Source organism: Tumebacillus algifaecis (assembly GCF_002243515.1).
In the GTDB taxonomy this organism is placed as follows: Bacteria; Bacillota; Bacilli; order Tumebacillales; family Tumebacillaceae; genus Tumebacillus_A; species Tumebacillus_A algifaecis.
Map to the genome: position 1 here is coordinate 4,052,511 of NZ_CP022657.1, position 14,045 is coordinate 4,066,555.

The 14,045-nt window shown below is 53.8% G+C and carries 16 protein-coding genes and 1 pseudogene; 7 read left to right on the plus strand and 10 right to left on the minus strand.

Annotated features, from left to right (window positions below):
- Window positions 1–51: 51 nt before the first annotated feature.
- From CIG75_RS17985 to CIG75_RS18000, 4 genes are all read right to left on the minus strand, one after another.
- Window positions 52–846, minus strand: a complete 795-nt coding sequence (locus tag CIG75_RS17985) for an ABC transporter permease (RefSeq protein WP_094237902.1) — start codon at window positions 844–846, stop codon at window positions 52–54.
- Window positions 830–1,663, minus strand: a complete 834-nt coding sequence (locus tag CIG75_RS17990; RefSeq protein WP_227874278.1) for an ABC transporter permease — start codon at window positions 1,661–1,663, stop codon at window positions 830–832. Before CIG75_RS17990 ends, CIG75_RS17985 begins: the two co-directional genes overlap by 17 nt.
- The gene (locus tag CIG75_RS17995) at window positions 1,644–2,660 is read right to left on the minus strand and encodes an ABC transporter ATP-binding protein (RefSeq protein ID WP_094237903.1); all 1,017 of its coding nucleotides are present in this window, start codon (window positions 2,658–2,660) and stop codon (window positions 1,644–1,646) included. Before CIG75_RS17995 ends, CIG75_RS17990 begins: the two co-directional genes overlap by 20 nt.
- Window positions 2,661–2,931: 271 nt before the next feature.
- A complete protein-coding gene (locus tag CIG75_RS18000; RefSeq protein ID WP_094237904.1) occupies window positions 2,932–3,207 on the minus strand; it encodes a hypothetical protein in 276 nt (91 codons plus the stop codon).
- Window positions 3,208–3,435: 228 nt separating this feature from the next.
- Between CIG75_RS18000 and CIG75_RS18005 the strand changes: the two genes are divergently transcribed.
- The 3 genes from CIG75_RS18005 to CIG75_RS18015 all read left to right on the plus strand — a co-directional run bounded on the left by CIG75_RS18005 (window position 3,436) and on the right by CIG75_RS18015 (window position 5,374).
- Entirely contained in the window at window positions 3,436–4,173 is a 738-nt protein-coding gene (locus tag CIG75_RS18005) for a hypothetical protein (RefSeq protein ID WP_094237905.1), read from the plus strand.
- A 70-nt stretch (window positions 4,174–4,243) separates the two neighbouring features.
- Window positions 4,244–4,552: a HesB/IscA family protein gene (locus CIG75_RS18010; RefSeq protein ID WP_227874279.1), complete on the plus strand. Its 309-nt coding sequence runs from the start codon at window positions 4,244–4,246 to the stop codon at window positions 4,550–4,552.
- A gap of 6 nt (window positions 4,553–4,558) precedes the next feature.
- Window positions 4,559–5,374 (plus strand): alpha/beta fold hydrolase, encoded by an 816-nt coding sequence (locus CIG75_RS18015; protein ID WP_094237906.1) that lies wholly within the window; start codon window positions 4,559–4,561, stop codon window positions 5,372–5,374.
- 14 nt (window positions 5,375–5,388) lie between these two features.
- On the opposite strand, the gene CIG75_RS18020 is transcribed toward CIG75_RS18015, so the two are convergent.
- Both CIG75_RS18020 and CIG75_RS18025 read right to left on the minus strand, forming a co-directional pair.
- The gene (locus tag CIG75_RS18020) at window positions 5,389–5,604 is read right to left on the minus strand and encodes a hypothetical protein (RefSeq protein WP_094237907.1); all 216 of its coding nucleotides are present in this window, start codon (window positions 5,602–5,604) and stop codon (window positions 5,389–5,391) included.
- 72 nt (window positions 5,605–5,676) lie between these two features.
- Window positions 5,677–6,351: a TerC family protein gene (locus tag CIG75_RS18025; RefSeq protein ID WP_157729633.1), complete on the minus strand. Its 675-nt coding sequence runs from the start codon at window positions 6,349–6,351 to the stop codon at window positions 5,677–5,679.
- Between the two features lie 436 nt (window positions 6,352–6,787).
- On the opposite strand from CIG75_RS18025, the gene CIG75_RS18030 reads away from it, so the two are divergent.
- Entirely contained in the window at window positions 6,788–7,453 is a 666-nt protein-coding gene (locus CIG75_RS18030) for a chloramphenicol acetyltransferase (RefSeq protein WP_227874280.1), read from the plus strand.
- A 162-nt stretch (window positions 7,454–7,615) separates the two neighbouring features.
- Here the strand turns inward: CIG75_RS18030 and CIG75_RS21650 are convergent, their stop codons facing one another.
- The 3 genes and pseudogenes from CIG75_RS21650 to CIG75_RS18040 form a co-directional block, all read right to left on the minus strand.
- The gene (locus CIG75_RS21650; protein WP_407701298.1) at window positions 7,616–8,107 is read right to left on the minus strand and encodes a methyl-accepting chemotaxis protein; all 492 of its coding nucleotides are present in this window, start codon (window positions 8,105–8,107) and stop codon (window positions 7,616–7,618) included.
- Window positions 8,108–8,140: 33 nt separating this feature from the next.
- A pseudogene (locus tag CIG75_RS21655) lies at window positions 8,141–8,539 on the minus strand (PAS domain-containing protein); the annotation flags it as partial.
- Window positions 8,540–8,790: 251 nt separating this feature from the next.
- Window positions 8,791–9,315 (minus strand): GNAT family N-acetyltransferase, encoded by a 525-nt coding sequence (locus CIG75_RS18040; protein ID WP_157729634.1) that lies wholly within the window; start codon window positions 9,313–9,315, stop codon window positions 8,791–8,793.
- A gap of 71 nt (window positions 9,316–9,386) precedes the next feature.
- Here CIG75_RS18040 and CIG75_RS18045 point away from each other — a divergent pair, with 71 nt between their 5' ends.
- Complete coding sequence (locus CIG75_RS18045) at window positions 9,387–10,997, plus strand: hypothetical protein (RefSeq protein ID WP_094237911.1); 1,611 nt, start codon at window positions 9,387–9,389, stop codon at window positions 10,995–10,997.
- Between the two features lie 205 nt (window positions 10,998–11,202).
- Here CIG75_RS18045 and CIG75_RS18050 read toward each other — a convergent pair whose 3' ends face one another.
- On the minus strand, window positions 11,203–11,949 hold the full coding sequence (locus tag CIG75_RS18050; protein ID WP_094237912.1) for a YebC/PmpR family DNA-binding transcriptional regulator: 747 nt from the start codon (window positions 11,947–11,949) through the stop codon (window positions 11,203–11,205).
- A 129-nt stretch (window positions 11,950–12,078) separates the two neighbouring features.
- Between CIG75_RS18050 and CIG75_RS18055 the strand changes: the two genes are divergently transcribed.
- Both CIG75_RS18055 and CIG75_RS18060 read left to right on the plus strand, forming a co-directional pair.
- Window positions 12,079–12,807 carry a class I SAM-dependent methyltransferase gene (locus CIG75_RS18055; protein ID WP_094237913.1) on the plus strand — a complete coding sequence of 243 codons (729 nt, stop codon included), beginning with the start codon at window positions 12,079–12,081 and terminating at the stop codon, window positions 12,805–12,807.
- The gene (locus CIG75_RS18060) at window positions 12,804–14,027 is read left to right on the plus strand and encodes an MFS transporter (RefSeq protein WP_094237914.1); all 1,224 of its coding nucleotides are present in this window, start codon (window positions 12,804–12,806) and stop codon (window positions 14,025–14,027) included. The genes CIG75_RS18055 and CIG75_RS18060 overlap by 4 nt, the downstream gene beginning before the upstream one ends.
- The last annotated feature ends 18 nt before the right edge of the window (window positions 14,028–14,045 follow it).

A 14,045-nucleotide genomic window follows, 5' to 3' on the forward strand; every position in this document is an offset into this window, starting at 1 on the left:
AGACGAGTCTTTTTTGGAAAACACTTCACGCACAGACAAAATTTCTTTCATTTACATCCGAACGCTCATCATGTTGCCTGAACCGTACCGTTTGAGCCCCCGATAGAAAAACCATGTTCCGCCGACGGACAAAAGCAGTGCCACCCCCAGCGCAGTCAGCGTAAACGTCCAATTCATATCGCGCAGAAAGCCAACCGGTAAATAGGAGATAAATCCGGCCGGAAGCACCGTGAACAGCATCAGACGGCCGATGCCTCGGAAAATATCGGTCGGGTAGGTCGCAAAGGTGATGAAGGTCATAAAAAATTGGGCCGCCACTCCCTCGGCATTGCCGATGTAAAAGGCCAACGAGTGCGCGATGACCAAGAAAAAAGTAAAAATCAGCATCGCGATGAGCAGCGCCAAGCCAAATTTGACGACCCCCAAGAGACTTAGATCTCCAAACACCCCGAACAGGATCAACCCGAATAAAATGTCACCGAACCCCGCGATCTGCATGCGTGAGATCATCACATGTAGCAGGACGGGCTTGGGTTGCGCTAAATAGGTGTCGAGCTGTCCTGTGGCGATGATTCTCGACAGGTGGGAGACGTTGCCAAACAACGTCACAGACAACCCATAGCCCGCAGATGAGACCGCCCACATCATCATGACGTCGGTAAACTCCCAGCCGTTCATGATCGGAAAGCGGGTGAAATACACGCCCCAAAAGAAAATCCATACGACGTTGTTCAGCAACATCATCCCGACCTGCATGAAGAAGGAGGTGCGAAACTCCATCGCCCCCGCCAGGTTCAGTTTCCAGCAGGTGATCATAAAATTGAGGTACTTAACCGCCGTTGACATTGAGTTTCTTCACTCCTCTCGCGTACAGCAACCTCAGAAGCAGGGAGATCACAATCGCCCACAGCGCTTGGATGCCGAGCATTTTCCACAAGGTCATCAAGTCGAACTGCACCGCCGTCTTCGCCGCAAAATAGACGATCGCTTGAAACGGCAGGAACTCGCAGACTTTCTGTAGCATCTCGGGCATCATTTCCAGCGGAATCATCATCCCGCCAATGGTGAACAGCAATTTGTTGTAGACAAAGTCGATCCCGCGCACCTCTTCGACCCACAACGCGCAGAGACCTACGATCATCGTGATCAAATAGTGCACCGTGTACGAGCCGATCATCAAAATCAAAAAGCCTAGCCAGCCAAAGCCAAAATCGGGCCAGCCAAACAGCAAGAGTCCGAGCAGTCCGCCGACAACCAAGTTGATCGCAACTCGCACCAACGCTTCGCCCATGTAGGATGCGTAGTGATAGAGCAGATAGTTCATCGGACGAGTCAATTGATAGCCGATGTCCCCTTGCAGTACCTCTTCTTCGACCTTCAATGAAACTTTCGGCGCGGCCAGCACGAACGCTTCCGCAAAGATCAGGTACCAGATGATCTGTTCATACGTGTACCCGGCGATCGTTGTGGTACCGACGCTGTCATAGGTAACGCTCCAAAGTTGGATAAATACGTAGAGGATGACGAGCAAAAACAGTGACCGAATCAAAAAGTCATAGATATAGGCAAGATGATTGCGCACAGTAATCCGGCCGACCGCCGTGTATTTGGCCAATTTCAAAGCCAGCGTGGACACGCGGGGCTCAGACGAGATGTTCAGCATCGTTCCTCGCCTCCTCATGGCCCGTGCGGGCGTAGATGTGGGTGATGATCTCTTCCATCGGCGGGTCTTCAATCGTCACATCGACCAAGCGGTGGTTGTGCACGATATAGGACAACACCTCCTCGATCGTCGTCTGCGCCGTATCGACGGAGAGTTTGAGTCCGCTCCCCTTCTGCTTGACGATCTGCACACCGTGCAACTCGAAATGATCGGGCGTATCGGCCAGCTTGAGCTGGACCGTTTTATAGGTCAAGAAGTCTCGTTTCATGTTGGTGACCGAATCATCGAGAATGATCTGCCCGTGATTGATTACGATCGCCCGCTTGCACAGCTGTTCGATGTCGCCTGCATCATGCGAGGTGAGAAACAGGGTGGTGCCTTCCTCTTTATTCATCTCACGGATCAGTTCGCGGATCTTCTGCTTGACCACGACGTCAAGTCCGATCGTCGGCTCGTCGAGAAAGACGATCTGCGGACGGTGCAGCAGAGCGGCAGCAATCTCACAGCGCATCCGCTCGCCAAGCGACAATTTGCGGACGGCGGTGTGCAGGTAGGGGCCGAGTTCGAACCGTTCGATCAGGTCGTCGCGGCGCTTTCGGAAATCGTTCGGCCCGACTTCGTAGATGCGCCCCATCAGTTCGAAGGTGTCGAGCGGCGGCAGATGGTACCACAGCTGTGATTTTTGGCCGAAGACCGAACCGATCCGAAACGCGAGCTTCTGCCGTTCTGTCCACGGGCGGTATCCGAGCACGCTCGCCTCCCCACCGCTCGGGTGCAGAATGCCGGTCAGCATTTTGATCGTCGTCGATTTGCCAGCCCCGTTCGGCCCGAGAAAGGCCAGCACTTCGCCCGGCTCCACCGTGAAATCGATCGGCTTCACCGCCACCTTTTCTGTCACCGTCGGGTTGAACAACCCTCGCAAACTGCCTTTCAGCCCGGCTTGCTTGTGTTTCATCGTGAATGATTTGGTTAACCCTTGTACACGTATCGCGGACATCTGCACACTCCTCCTTTACATTTTTTGCATAAATTGTCCCGGAAAATAGAAAAGACCTGCCGACAAGTTCCCGTGGTGCTGGAACTTGCCGCAGGTCTTTTATCCCCACGGTGTAACACGTCTCAGACGCGTCTGGCCCCGCTCGGTTCGATCCGGTCACCCGTCGGCTCCCTAGAGGCCCTTCCATTTGTTGCAAGTATCTTAGCATGTGGACATGTCCTTTGACAAGAGACATTTTAATAGTTGAGTTGAATGTGTAAGCAAAAGGAGGTCAACAGTTCGAATAAACAGCCTTCGAGTAAGGACGAGATGCGTTCGGATAATCGGTGAAATAATCCAAATACAGCGTTTCACCGCCATATTTCATTGTGTTCGGAATGTAGTCCCATTCATCCCAATACATGGTGTACGTCTTGGTCACGCACATCACACCGACTTGCACAGCAGCGCCATCGTTCCCCTGGACGGACGCAGGTGCAGGTGCAGCACCCGCTGTGGAAGTCATGATGGTCATCGCCGCCAGAATTCCGATTCCGATCATTTTCATCACTCATCAACTCCTGCTCGTTAGTTTTCCTTGCACATTCAGCATACTACGACGGCATTTTTCATGGATTTTCGCTCCCAAACGGTTACACGCCATCACAATCCACACTTGTCCCACGCACAGGTCAGCACCTAAATCATTATTCATTTATGAATATTCTAAATTAAAGCAACCGCGACTGTGTCTGCTTCCCTTATACTGTAAGCAGAACGTGTCAGGAGGGATGACATGACGACAAACTCAGATGGAAGAGGCTGGCTTTGGCTTGGTGCCGCCCTGTTTGCGATCGGCTATGAAGTGGTCATGCAAGTGCTCAGTTGGTGGCTGCTCAGTCCGCCCAAGTCGTTTGCCCCGATCTTGTCGCTAAAAGTGACGGCCAATCTGGGTCTGCCGAGCTTTCAGCAATTGCTCGAAGCGGCGCATCTGCCCAGAGCAGACGAGGGGTATAGCTTGGTGATCGGGCTGCTGACGGTCTTGATTTACGGCGCGGCCAATGCCTATTATCTCTCACTGCTCGCCCGCTCCCAACACGACCTGCCAGGCGGCCCGCTCGACGATCTGAGCCACACCTATGGCAAGCTACTGCTCTGGATGATCGTGCAGACGCTGGTCGGAGCGGTCATGATACCGTTGATCGTGCTGGTCGGAGAAGTCGGTGGGCTGCTGTCGGTCGCGTTCCTGCTTTGGTTTCGCTATCATTTTCTGTTCTTTGAATTTGTCCTGCTCGTGGAGCGATCTGCGTTTACCAAGACGTTTCGGCGTGCGGTCGAACTGCGCAAGCGAGTGCAGCGGCGCGCCCTGTCCGCATTTATAACCATCGTGGTCATCCAAACGCTGTTGGCCTTTTTCTTGAACGGATTTTTCTCCTTTGGGACGATTGCCCTACTGCTGCCGCTACAGATGATCCTGCTGACGATGATTCAAAGCCGGCTGATGCAAGCCTTTTTTGAGGCGCGGGAAGCATAGCGCTGGAATCGACTTCCTGCATGCTCTATACTAAGAGATATTCCATTTCACTGAACTGAGGTGCTTCCCTTTGACAACAACGATTGAGATGAACTCGCTCGCGGCGAAAAAGATCCGCGAAGCATTGGCCCAAGAGAACAAGCCGGAACTGAAATGCCGCGTCTATGTTGACCACGTGCACGGCGACCATGCCCACTACGGTTTGGCGTTCGACACGCAAAAGCCGGAGGATGAAGTGGTGACCGTGCAAGACATGGAACTGCTCGTCGGCCCGGATAACAAAGACTTCATCGACGGCCTGTCGATCAAATATCTGCTCTACCCGAGCGAAGGTTTCAAGATCACCAACCCGAACAAAAACAATCACGGCGACCACTAAGCTGTCATGAGCGCGCAGGTTCTGAACGTTGCTGTTGACGGCGGGACTTTGTATGTAGAAGTGCACGGGCAAGGCGAGCCGGTGCTTTTGGTGCACGGGATATTTGCTTCGTCATACTGCTGGCGTTTGGTGGCCGAAAAGCTGGCCGAGCGCTATACCGTCTATGTCGTCGATCTGCTCGGCTTTGGCCAGAGCGACATGCCGCAGGACGGCGACTATTCACAGTCGGCGCAAGCCCGGCGCGTGCTGAACATGATCGAGCAACTAGAACTTCACAACCTGCGCCTCGTCGGGCATTCGATGGGTGGCGAGATTTCGGCGCTGGCGGCTTCTTTCGATCCCACTCCGTTTCGCCAGCTGGTGCTGGTCGCGGCCGACGGATTTCGTCCAGCCTTTAAACCGTGGCAGCGGCGTCTGCTGTCCGGCGCTTGGATGGGCTGGTTGGTCAGACGCGGGTTCGATGAAAGGGGCTTTCGGCGCTCGATTTCGCTCATCGTTCAAGATCCGTCGATCTACGGGTCGGACGTGATCGCCGAATATGTCGCCCCCTATCGACGCAAAGAGTTTCCACTGGCGGTGCGCCAGTTGGTCAAGAACCGTGAAGCGGGCATCGGGCCGGAGCTGTGTCATAGCATCGCCATCCCGACAATGCTCTTGTGGGGCGAGCAAGACCGCATCGTTCCGCCGCAGATCGGGGATCGCTATCGAGATGTTCTGCCCAACGTCGTCCGCTATGAGCGGTGCGACCACTGTGGGCACATGCCGATGGAAGAACACCCAGAGTGGCTGACCAAAGAACTGATGCAGTTTTTTGAAACATGAAAAACACCGCCGAACTAGTGCGGTGTTTTTTTCATGAGCATTCCCTGTTTCAGTTCATGCAGTGGCACAGGGCCCCGCTCCTGTCTGGTGACGCGCAGGTCGATCATCTTGCGGATCAAGGCGCGCTCACGCTCTCGCATGTGACCTAAGGGAACACGGGTGAGTGCGTTTTCAGACAGGTTGCAGAAACAGAATTCTCCATGTCTGCAACACTTGCGATCGGTCTGCACCGCGCTTCCCCCTTCGCTAAGCCGAACTTCCTGCCTTGTATCGTATGCCAGCGTGTACAGGGAGGTGAAACATCAGGACGCCTCGGCCTCGACCTGCTTGTGGCGAGACGTCCACCATTTGCCGATGCTGATCACCAAAAGCGCGGTGAGTGCTGGGATCAGCACCTGCAACACGCGTTGGTCGAAGATCGGAGCGAGCAGTTGGTCGTCGGTCAACATGTTGCCTCCCGTCCAGCCCAGCACGCCCGCGCCGATGTAGATCAGAAGCGGGAAGCGGTTGACCAGCTTGAGGATGACCGTCGAGCCCCAGACGATGATCGGGATCGAGATGGCAAGACCGATCAGGACGAGCGAGAGATGTTCCTTGCCCGCGGCGGCCACCGCGAAGATGTTGTCGAGCGACAGCACGAGGTCGGCCACGATGATCGTGCGGATCGCCGCTCCAAACGTCGCGCCCTCTTTCACCATGGCTTCCTGCTCGGAGTTGTCGATGAGCAGTTTGATCGCCACCCACAGCAGGAAAACGCCGCCGACCGCTTGTAACAATGGGACGCGCAGCAGGTAGACGGCCACCACCGTCAAGGCGACACGCAACCCGACCGCCCCCAAGGTTCCATAGAAGATCGCGCGTTTGCGCTGCACGTCCGGCAGGCGACGAGAGGCGAGGGCGATCACCATCGCGTTGTCACCCGAGACGACCAGATCGATGATAATGATCGAGATCAAGGCCCAGAAATACTCGAACATGGTGAACATGGCTCCTTTCACGCGCTACAGAATGTCCCTGTTTGGGGCAAAAATAAAGAGACCTCTGCCATGAGCGACTGGCAAAGGTCTCGCTAAACACTAGGCTCAACAAAGCCGGAGGATCGACGTCCTCGTCATGACGACTTTGTCTCAGGCAATTGGGCTGCCTGCAAGCTACTCCCCTTTGAATATTCCATTGTCTGCACGACTGGGCTTGACCTTCGCGTTACTTTACCTCAGCCATGTTAGATCCTATGCGCCGCTGGCAGAGCATATGTCTGAACGCGGAACGAATTTTGGGGTTGGAGCGTGGAACCGGTTGAAAAAATCGCCTGATCCGCGACAGCTTGTCTTAGGATGGAATGTAGATAGAAGTTGCACCATAAGGGTGCTTGTCACATTTTGCAAACAGCCTTGTTTTTGAAAGGGGAACACAATGATAAAGTACATCGATATGGAAAACTGGCCGCGAAAAAATCACTACCGTTTCTTCAAAGCGTTTGACTATCCGCATTTTAACGTCTGTGCGAACGTGGATGTCACCCGCTTTTCCCAAGTGGTCAGCGAGCGGAAGTTGTCTTTTTTCAAAACGTTTTTGTATGCCGTGATGCGGACGGCCAATGAGTTGAAAGAGTTCCGCTATCGAATTCGGGAGGACGGCGTCGTGGAGCATGATGTGGTGCACCCCTCGTTTACGCTGATGACCTCAGAAGATGTGTTCCGCTTTTGCAAAGCGCAGTACAACGCGAAGATGAACGCGTTTCTCGACGAGATCGCACGTGTGATGGAAGCGGCAAAAGACACGGTCTACATCGAAGACGAACCGGGCCGCGACAATCTGCTCTACGTCACCTGCCTGCCTTGGGTTTCCTTTACCAGCGTGCAGCACCCCATCCATTTCGATGCAAACGACAGTGTTCCACGCATCGCGTGGGGCAAATTTTTTGAAGAGAATGGCACGGTAAAAATACCGCTCGGCGTGCAAGCCCATCATGCGCTGGTGGACGGTGTGCATGTCGGTCAGTTTTTCGAGCGGATTCAGGAGCACTTGGATCGGATCGAGCACTTGCTGGATGAGGACGGAGGGATGGATGGTTTTTAGTGGATGGTCGAAACGACTGGGGAGGGGATGACACGAGGAACGACTGGCGATAGACGTGATCGCTGCCTCACAAGACCGGAAGCGAACGCCCTCAGTATGCGACTGCTCCAGCTGCGAGGTACGTTCACCACCTTTGCAATTGTCCGATCATTCGAAGCCTGTTTACATCATTTGGCTTAATGTTTTCGCTTGCATGTCCAGTTTTTCTGCCGCTTCCCCAATTCCGGCAAACTCATCGACCGCTTGCTGAATTTGATGTTGACTCTCCTCGATCGCTTGCTGGGAATTTTTCGTTCCGCCGCTGACCTTGTCAACCTGTTTGGAGATGCCAAGCACGGTAGCCTGAATCTCTTGAGCCGCTTCCTGTACATGCTTCGCTAACTTGCGAACTTCGGTCGCGACCACATTAAAACCGAGTCCATGTTCCCCAGCGTGGGCCGCTTCAATCGCAGCGTTTAAAGCGAGCAGATTGGTTTGCGATGCGAAATCCCGAATGGTCTGCACGATGCGGCGAACGGCGCCTGTCTGTTGTTCCAAGTCGTGCAGAGAGGTGAGATTGCTCTCATTGTCGTGCATGACACGTTCGATCGCGTCCGCCAGTTGCTGATTGCGCTTGATGCCATCTTCGGTACGTCTGAACAAGCTCTCCGCCATCTGCTGCAACTCGAGCGTTAGGTTGGAGGTCGCCGCTTCCCTTGCGGTGATGTCAGTCGCTACTTTTAGAACGGCGATCACTTGCCCCACTTCATTGAGAATCGGAATATAGGTGGCTTCGAGCCACAGACTTCTTCCATCCTTGGTCACGCGCAAGATTTTCTCTTGGAACTTCTTCCCTCTTCTTAAACTATCCCAGAGCTTTTCATAGTCTGCGCTGCGCACAAAATCGGGCGGACAAAATTGCCGATGGTGCAGACCTGGTAGCTCGGACACTCGATACCCCATCGCCCGAGCAAAATTTTCGTTGGCCCAAAGCACTTCGCCCTGCGTATTAAACTCAATCATCGCTAACGACTGCTCCAAGGCGGCAAGCACCGCCTTTTCATTGAGCACTTGTGTTGAGGTTGTTTCTACTTTCATGACGAACATCCCCTACCCCATTGGATATCAGATTTTTGAGTCGATCCTATCTGTTGCATCGATCGACTCTGACAAGCTACTCATGTAAAAAATACAATCACATCAAATTATACAGTAACAAGATAGGGGAGAGAAGAAAATTTCACCATCTGGAATGGTGAAATTTCACTGAATGACTTTCCGGTCTCACCCCTGTGCCAATCGACCTTTCCCGTAAGACATGAGTCGTTTGCGCAACGCAAGCAATGCCGTGCCGCGCTTTACGCTCCCCTCCCCAATCGAGCGATCCGCTTCCCCATCCGCCAACATGCTTGGGATATGGAGTTTTGTTCTTCGCCCAGAATGTAAAATCCATGTTTTTCATAAAAGCGGATCGCCCGTGCATTTGCTTGTGCGACCCGCAGGTGGTACTCGGTCAGGTTGAGCTTGGTGAACAGGCGTTCCGCATAGTCGATCATTTGCTCGCTATAGCCTTTTCCGCGGGCGGCTTGAATCAGGTAGATGAAACTGATATAGCCGACTTCGCGCCCTTCGTACTCCGCTTTACGCAAGACTAACTCGCCGATCGTCTCCCCATCTCGTTCCATAAAAACAAACCCTTCCGGCAAATCGGCCGCCTTTTGCTTGGCAAATTCGAGGTACTCCGCTTCATCAAAATGAAAACCACCTTGCGCTGCCTCTTCCTCACTGATATCGGCATAGAACGTGACGATAGTCGCTCGATCCGCTTCCGGTTGCACCAGACGAAATGTGATCAACTCGCTCTCCCCCTCTTCTCGTTGCATCAACATGCTCCACGTTATACAATTAGTATAATTAAACATAATATAACCCCTTTTTGCCAGGAGACGATACGATGCCTCACTCTATTCTACAGAAAGCACCATCCCCTTCGAGCAACGGATCAAAACCATCCGCCAAAAGCTCCCTCGCCACCCCTGTCAACAAGATCTTACAGCTACAAAAAACGGTAGGCAACCAAGCGGTGCTCCATATGTTGCAGAAGAAAACAGCTCCGACCGCACAACTCAAAAGCGATAAGAAACTGATGCATCAGCTCGATCCCTACATCGGCTGGGCGATGGATAAAATTGCGAGTAAGGACGGAGTCACTGAGGAGCGCCCACGCGGGACGGGGCTACTCCAATTCGATGCCCAGTTCCAACTGTTGTTCCAGAAAATTAATGAGTACGACCGCTCCAAAGACGGCAGGCCGTCCGTACACCAGGCTATGATCGAAGAGATCACGACCCTGCTAAACAAGTGGTCAGCAGCCAATAAAGACAAGCTTTCAAAACATGATCAGTCTGTGATCATCGAGATCCAACTCATCCTCATTGAGGAATGGAGGACCAACTTCAATCAAGCGGATCGCTTGGATCGCTACACCAAAGATCAGGAAGCGCCGTACAAGCTGATGACCGACGAGGGTGCCTTGTGGAGCGACGAGCAATTGGAATACAGCACCAGCAAAGTCGGCAAAACGGGTTTTGAATATTTTCAACATCTGTCCACGATGAATCGGGCCTCGATGGCAAAAGAAATGCCGGATGATCGGGCACCCGATTGGGCCGCGAGCGTCAAAGACAAAGTGGTCACTGCGTTAAACGACGCTGTCTTAAACCACTACACCACGTCAGCCCGTGCCGATGCGCTTGAGCAAGACGGGGCACTCAAAGCGAAAACCCTGTTGCAAAAAGACAACCCGACCTACAAACACAACACGTCCGCCTATGATGAACATGCGCTGGCCAACCACGGGTTTACGTTCTTCTTCATCGAGTCACCCGACGCGGGCATGCGGCAAACCCGCTTTGGGAAAGAGGAGGAGCAACAGCGCAGTGGTGCCTCCTCCGCCCAAGGTGACAGCGCACAGATCAGCCTGGGCTTGAAAGATTCGGGGCTGCTCGACAAAGGCTGGTTGATGCTGAGCGACTTTGCCCAGCGCGAGTATCCCGATCTGATGACCGAACCGGGCAAAGCGAGCCTGACCTCTTGGCTGCCCACACGCGCCCATGAGGCTTTGAAAACAAAACCTGGCTTCACCGAAAAGGTCAGATCTTTCCAGACGGGGCGGATGACAGACGATCAGTTCGACGAGAGCATCACAGCCGGAGCAAAGACCACAGATCGCGAGAAACGTCAGGTGCAAGTCATGGCCAGACAGCAAGCCTATCAGGATCAAGGTAGCCATCAGGTGTATGGCGGCGGGGGCGATCGTCAGGTGACGGCAGAGGACCGCATTTACCACAACCTGCTCGTCGGTCCGGACATCATCCCTGGATTGGCAGAACGCACCGTGTTAGAAATCGCCCGCATCCAACGTGTCAATCCCGAACTGGCCGACAAGCTGATCCAACTGGATGGGCCGGAACTGTTGAAATTTATGTTCAAAGACCTGTTCCGTCCACAAGCCATGATCCCAAACGCAGTCGATATCAAGCCGGGAAATATCAAAAAATTTTAAATTGGCCCGCAGGTGCAGAAAACAAAAAACCGATCTCTGGCGATTCAGAGATCGGTTTTTTCTTGGTAGCGCATCCAACCGTTCAACGCTTTAGACGGTCACGACAATCACTTCAAGCAAGTCGTGGCCACTTAAAGTGTCCGCAACATTTCGTGTACAAGCAAGTAAGTCTAGCTGTCAATCCTGCTTGCTGGTCGCGTGACGGTTAGTTGTGGAGGCGCTCCATCTCGGCGTCGTCGATCTCCATGTTGGTCGAGACGTTTTGTACGTCATCGTTCTCCTCAAAGACTTCGAGCAGTTTCAACATGTTCTTCGCGTCGTCGCCAGCCACATCGACCGTGTTTTTCGGAACCATCTGCACGTCAGCGTTGGAGAAGGTAAAGCCTTGCTCATCGAGCGCAGTTTTCACCGCTTCAAAATCGGACGGCGCAGTGAGGATTTCAAATTCCTCTTCGGAGATCACCACATCTTCAGCGCCCGCTTCCAGCGCCGCCATCATCACCGTATCTTCATCGAGATCCGATTCGGTGCGGTCGATCGTCAGCACGCCCTTTTCATCGAACATCCAAGCCACGCAGTTCGGTTCGCCAAGCGAGCCGCCGCGCTTGTTGAAAGCTGCGCGCACTTCAGCGCCTGTGCGGTTGCGGTTGTCAGTCAAGCAGTGCACGAGTACGGCCACGCCGCCCGGTCCATAGCCTTCGTAACGAATCTCTTCAAACGCTTCGCCCTCGAGTAAACCTGCGCCTTTTTTGATCGCACGCTCGATGTTGTCGATCGGCATGTTGATCGCGCGGCCTTTCGCGATCAGGCTCTTCAATTTGAAGTTCCCGTTAGGATCGGCACCACCATTGCGTGCCGCGACCATGATCTGACGGCCAATTTTCACCATTTGGTTGTTTTTTGCACGGTCTGCAACCCCTTTGCGGGCTGCAAAGTTCTTAAACTTTGGCATGTTTTGCGTCTCCTCACTAGAAAAGTCATATCTTTTAGTGTAGCACAGGAATGGACAACTTGGCACGGCTTTATCAGCAGTGTATAGTTAGAGAAAATTCCATGATTTTGTGATCGAGGAGGATTTTCGTTGCTACACACAGGTCGCAACTTTTTTGATAATGAAGAAGTATTCGAAAACTATTGGCAACTGCGTGGACGAAACGTGAATGCGAATGCCCTGCTAGAAGAGCCCGTGATCGAAGAGTTGTTGCCAGCGGTCAATGGGCTTTCGATCCTCGATCTCGGCTGTGGAGACGGACAATTCGGGGAGCGGTTGCTCCAGCGTGGCGCGGCCTCATTTTTCGGAGTCGATGCGGCAGAGAAGATGCTAACGCGAGCAAAAGAGCGGCTCTCCGGCACGAACTCCACCCTGTTGCATGGCACGTTTGAAGAGGTGTCTTTGCCGGAAGGACAGTTCGATTTGGTCTTGTCACGGCTGGCCCTGCATTATGTGGATGATCTCGCCTCCGTTTTCGAGAAGGTACAAAAAAGTCTGATCAGCGGCGGCAAGCTGATCTTTTCGGTTGAACATCCACTGCAGACCGCCAGTACGCATCAGCAAGGCGCAACGCCGGAGGGGTTGCTGATCGATGACTACTTCCTGTCGGGCGCGCGGGAGATCGAATGGCTCGGCGGCCGGGTGCAGAAGTTTCATCGTACGCTGGAGGATTACTTCATCACCTTGCAGCAAGCCGGATTTACGGTCGAAACGTTGCGTGAATCAAAACCAAAACGGGAGGTGTTCCCGACGGAAGCGGAATTTTTGCGACGCTCGCGATATCCGCTGTTCCTCTTTCTCGTCGGGCAAAAAAGATGAGTCGGCTCACCTCATTTCGTTGTTTATGGATTGGGCAGACCGCGGCCAATCTGGCCGATACGCTGTATATTGTGCTGTTGATCGCACTGACCTATCAGGCGACCCAATCGGCAATTTTGACGGCATTGATTCCGATCGTGACGATGAGCGCGCAGTTGATCGGCGGCCTGCTCACCCCGCTTGTGATCGACCGCTTTCGACTGACGACGCTGTTGTGGAGCTCACAGCTGGGCAAAACCCTGCTTTTTACCACCCTGCTGCTTTTTCTACATGCGCTGTTCGATGCGGGCTGGCTGTCGGTCGTCCTCGGGCTGATGGCCGTTTTCTCGTTGCTCGATGCGGTCGCCACGCCAACGCGCAATGGGATCGTGCCGCGCTTGGTCGAGAAGTCGGAACTGGTCAAAGTAAACGGCTGGCTGGCCTCGACCGATCGCACGGTGCAACTCGCCGGTTGGGCGATGGGCGGCATGCTGTACGCGGCGGTCGGGGCCACGTTCAGCCTCTGGCTCTGCTTGGGACTACATGTGCTGGCGACCTTGCTGATGTTCGGCGTGCGCGACCCGGAAGCGGCCGAAGCTACGACCGCTGAGCAGCAAAAGCGCTCGGGGTTCCAGTCGGTCAAAGAAGGCTGGGTGACCGTCTGGCGCTTGCCCTTGCTACGGCTGGTGATCCTGATGGATGTGCTGGAAGTGCTCGCAGAAGGCGTCTGGATCGGGGCGGTGATGATCGTGTTCGTCCAACAGGCGCTCGGTCAGGACGAAACGTGGTTTGGGCTGTTGAACGCAGGCTATATGGCGGGCATGCTGCTCGGCGGCATGTTGGTCTCAACCTTTTCGAAATGGGTGGAGACGCGCATGGGCCTATTGCTGTTGCTCGGTTCGGTCGTCTACGCTTTGCTCAATGCGGCGTTCGCCGTCAATAGCATCGCCTGGCTTGCCGTTCTGCTTTGCCTGTTGATGGGATTGCCGCACCAGTTGAAAGCGGTGATTCAGCAAACCCTGTTCCAAAGTCAGGTCAGCGGTCGTCTGTTGCCGAAAGTGTTTTCGGTGAAGATGACCGTGTTCAATACCGGCTTTGCCCTGTCCGCGCTGTTGATGAGCTTGCTGACCGACGTGGTCGGCGTGCGCTTTGTCTATCTGCTGGCGGCCTTGTTGATCGGCTTGGCCACGCTGCTTGCCTGGAGCAAGTGGAAGCTATTAAAACAAGCATCTGTCTCCTAGGAGGCAGATGCTTGTTTT

Bases quoted from the DNA above. Each gene is read 5' to 3' on its own strand.
- CIG75_RS17985 (WP_094237902.1), bottom strand. From the start codon at position 846: ATGTCAACGGCGGTTAAGTACCTCAATTTTATGATCACCTGCTGGAAA.
- CIG75_RS17990 (WP_227874278.1), bottom strand. From the start codon at position 1,663: ATGCTGAACATCTCGTCTGAGCCCCGCGTGTCCACGCTGGCTTTGAAA.
- CIG75_RS17995 (WP_094237903.1), bottom strand. From the start codon at position 2,660: ATGTCCGCGATACGTGTACAAGGGTTAACCAAATCATTCACGATGAAA.
- CIG75_RS18000 (WP_094237904.1), bottom strand. From the start codon at position 3,207: ATGAAAATGATCGGAATCGGAATTCTGGCGGCGATGACCATCATGACT.
- CIG75_RS18005 (WP_094237905.1), top strand. From the start codon at position 3,436: ATGACGACAAACTCAGATGGAAGAGGCTGGCTTTGGCTTGGTGCCGCC.
- CIG75_RS18015 (WP_094237906.1), top strand. From the start codon at position 4,559: ATGAGCGCGCAGGTTCTGAACGTTGCTGTTGACGGCGGGACTTTGTAT.
- CIG75_RS18025 (WP_157729633.1), bottom strand. From the start codon at position 6,351: ATGTTCGAGTATTTCTGGGCCTTGATCTCGATCATTATCATCGATCTG.
- CIG75_RS18030 (WP_227874280.1), top strand. From the start codon at position 6,788: ATGATAAAGTACATCGATATGGAAAACTGGCCGCGAAAAAATCACTAC.
- CIG75_RS21650 (WP_407701298.1), bottom strand. From the start codon at position 8,107: ATGGCGGAGAGCTTGTTCAGACGTACCGAAGATGGCATCAAGCGCAAT.
- CIG75_RS18040 (WP_157729634.1), bottom strand. From the start codon at position 9,315: ATGCAACGAGAAGAGGGGGAGAGCGAGTTGATCACATTTCGTCTGGTG.
- CIG75_RS18045 (WP_094237911.1), top strand. From the start codon at position 9,387: ATGCCTCACTCTATTCTACAGAAAGCACCATCCCCTTCGAGCAACGGA.
- CIG75_RS18050 (WP_094237912.1), bottom strand. From the start codon at position 11,949: ATGCCAAAGTTTAAGAACTTTGCAGCCCGCAAAGGGGTTGCAGACCGT.
- CIG75_RS18060 (WP_094237914.1), top strand. From the start codon at position 12,804: ATGAGTCGGCTCACCTCATTTCGTTGTTTATGGATTGGGCAGACCGCG.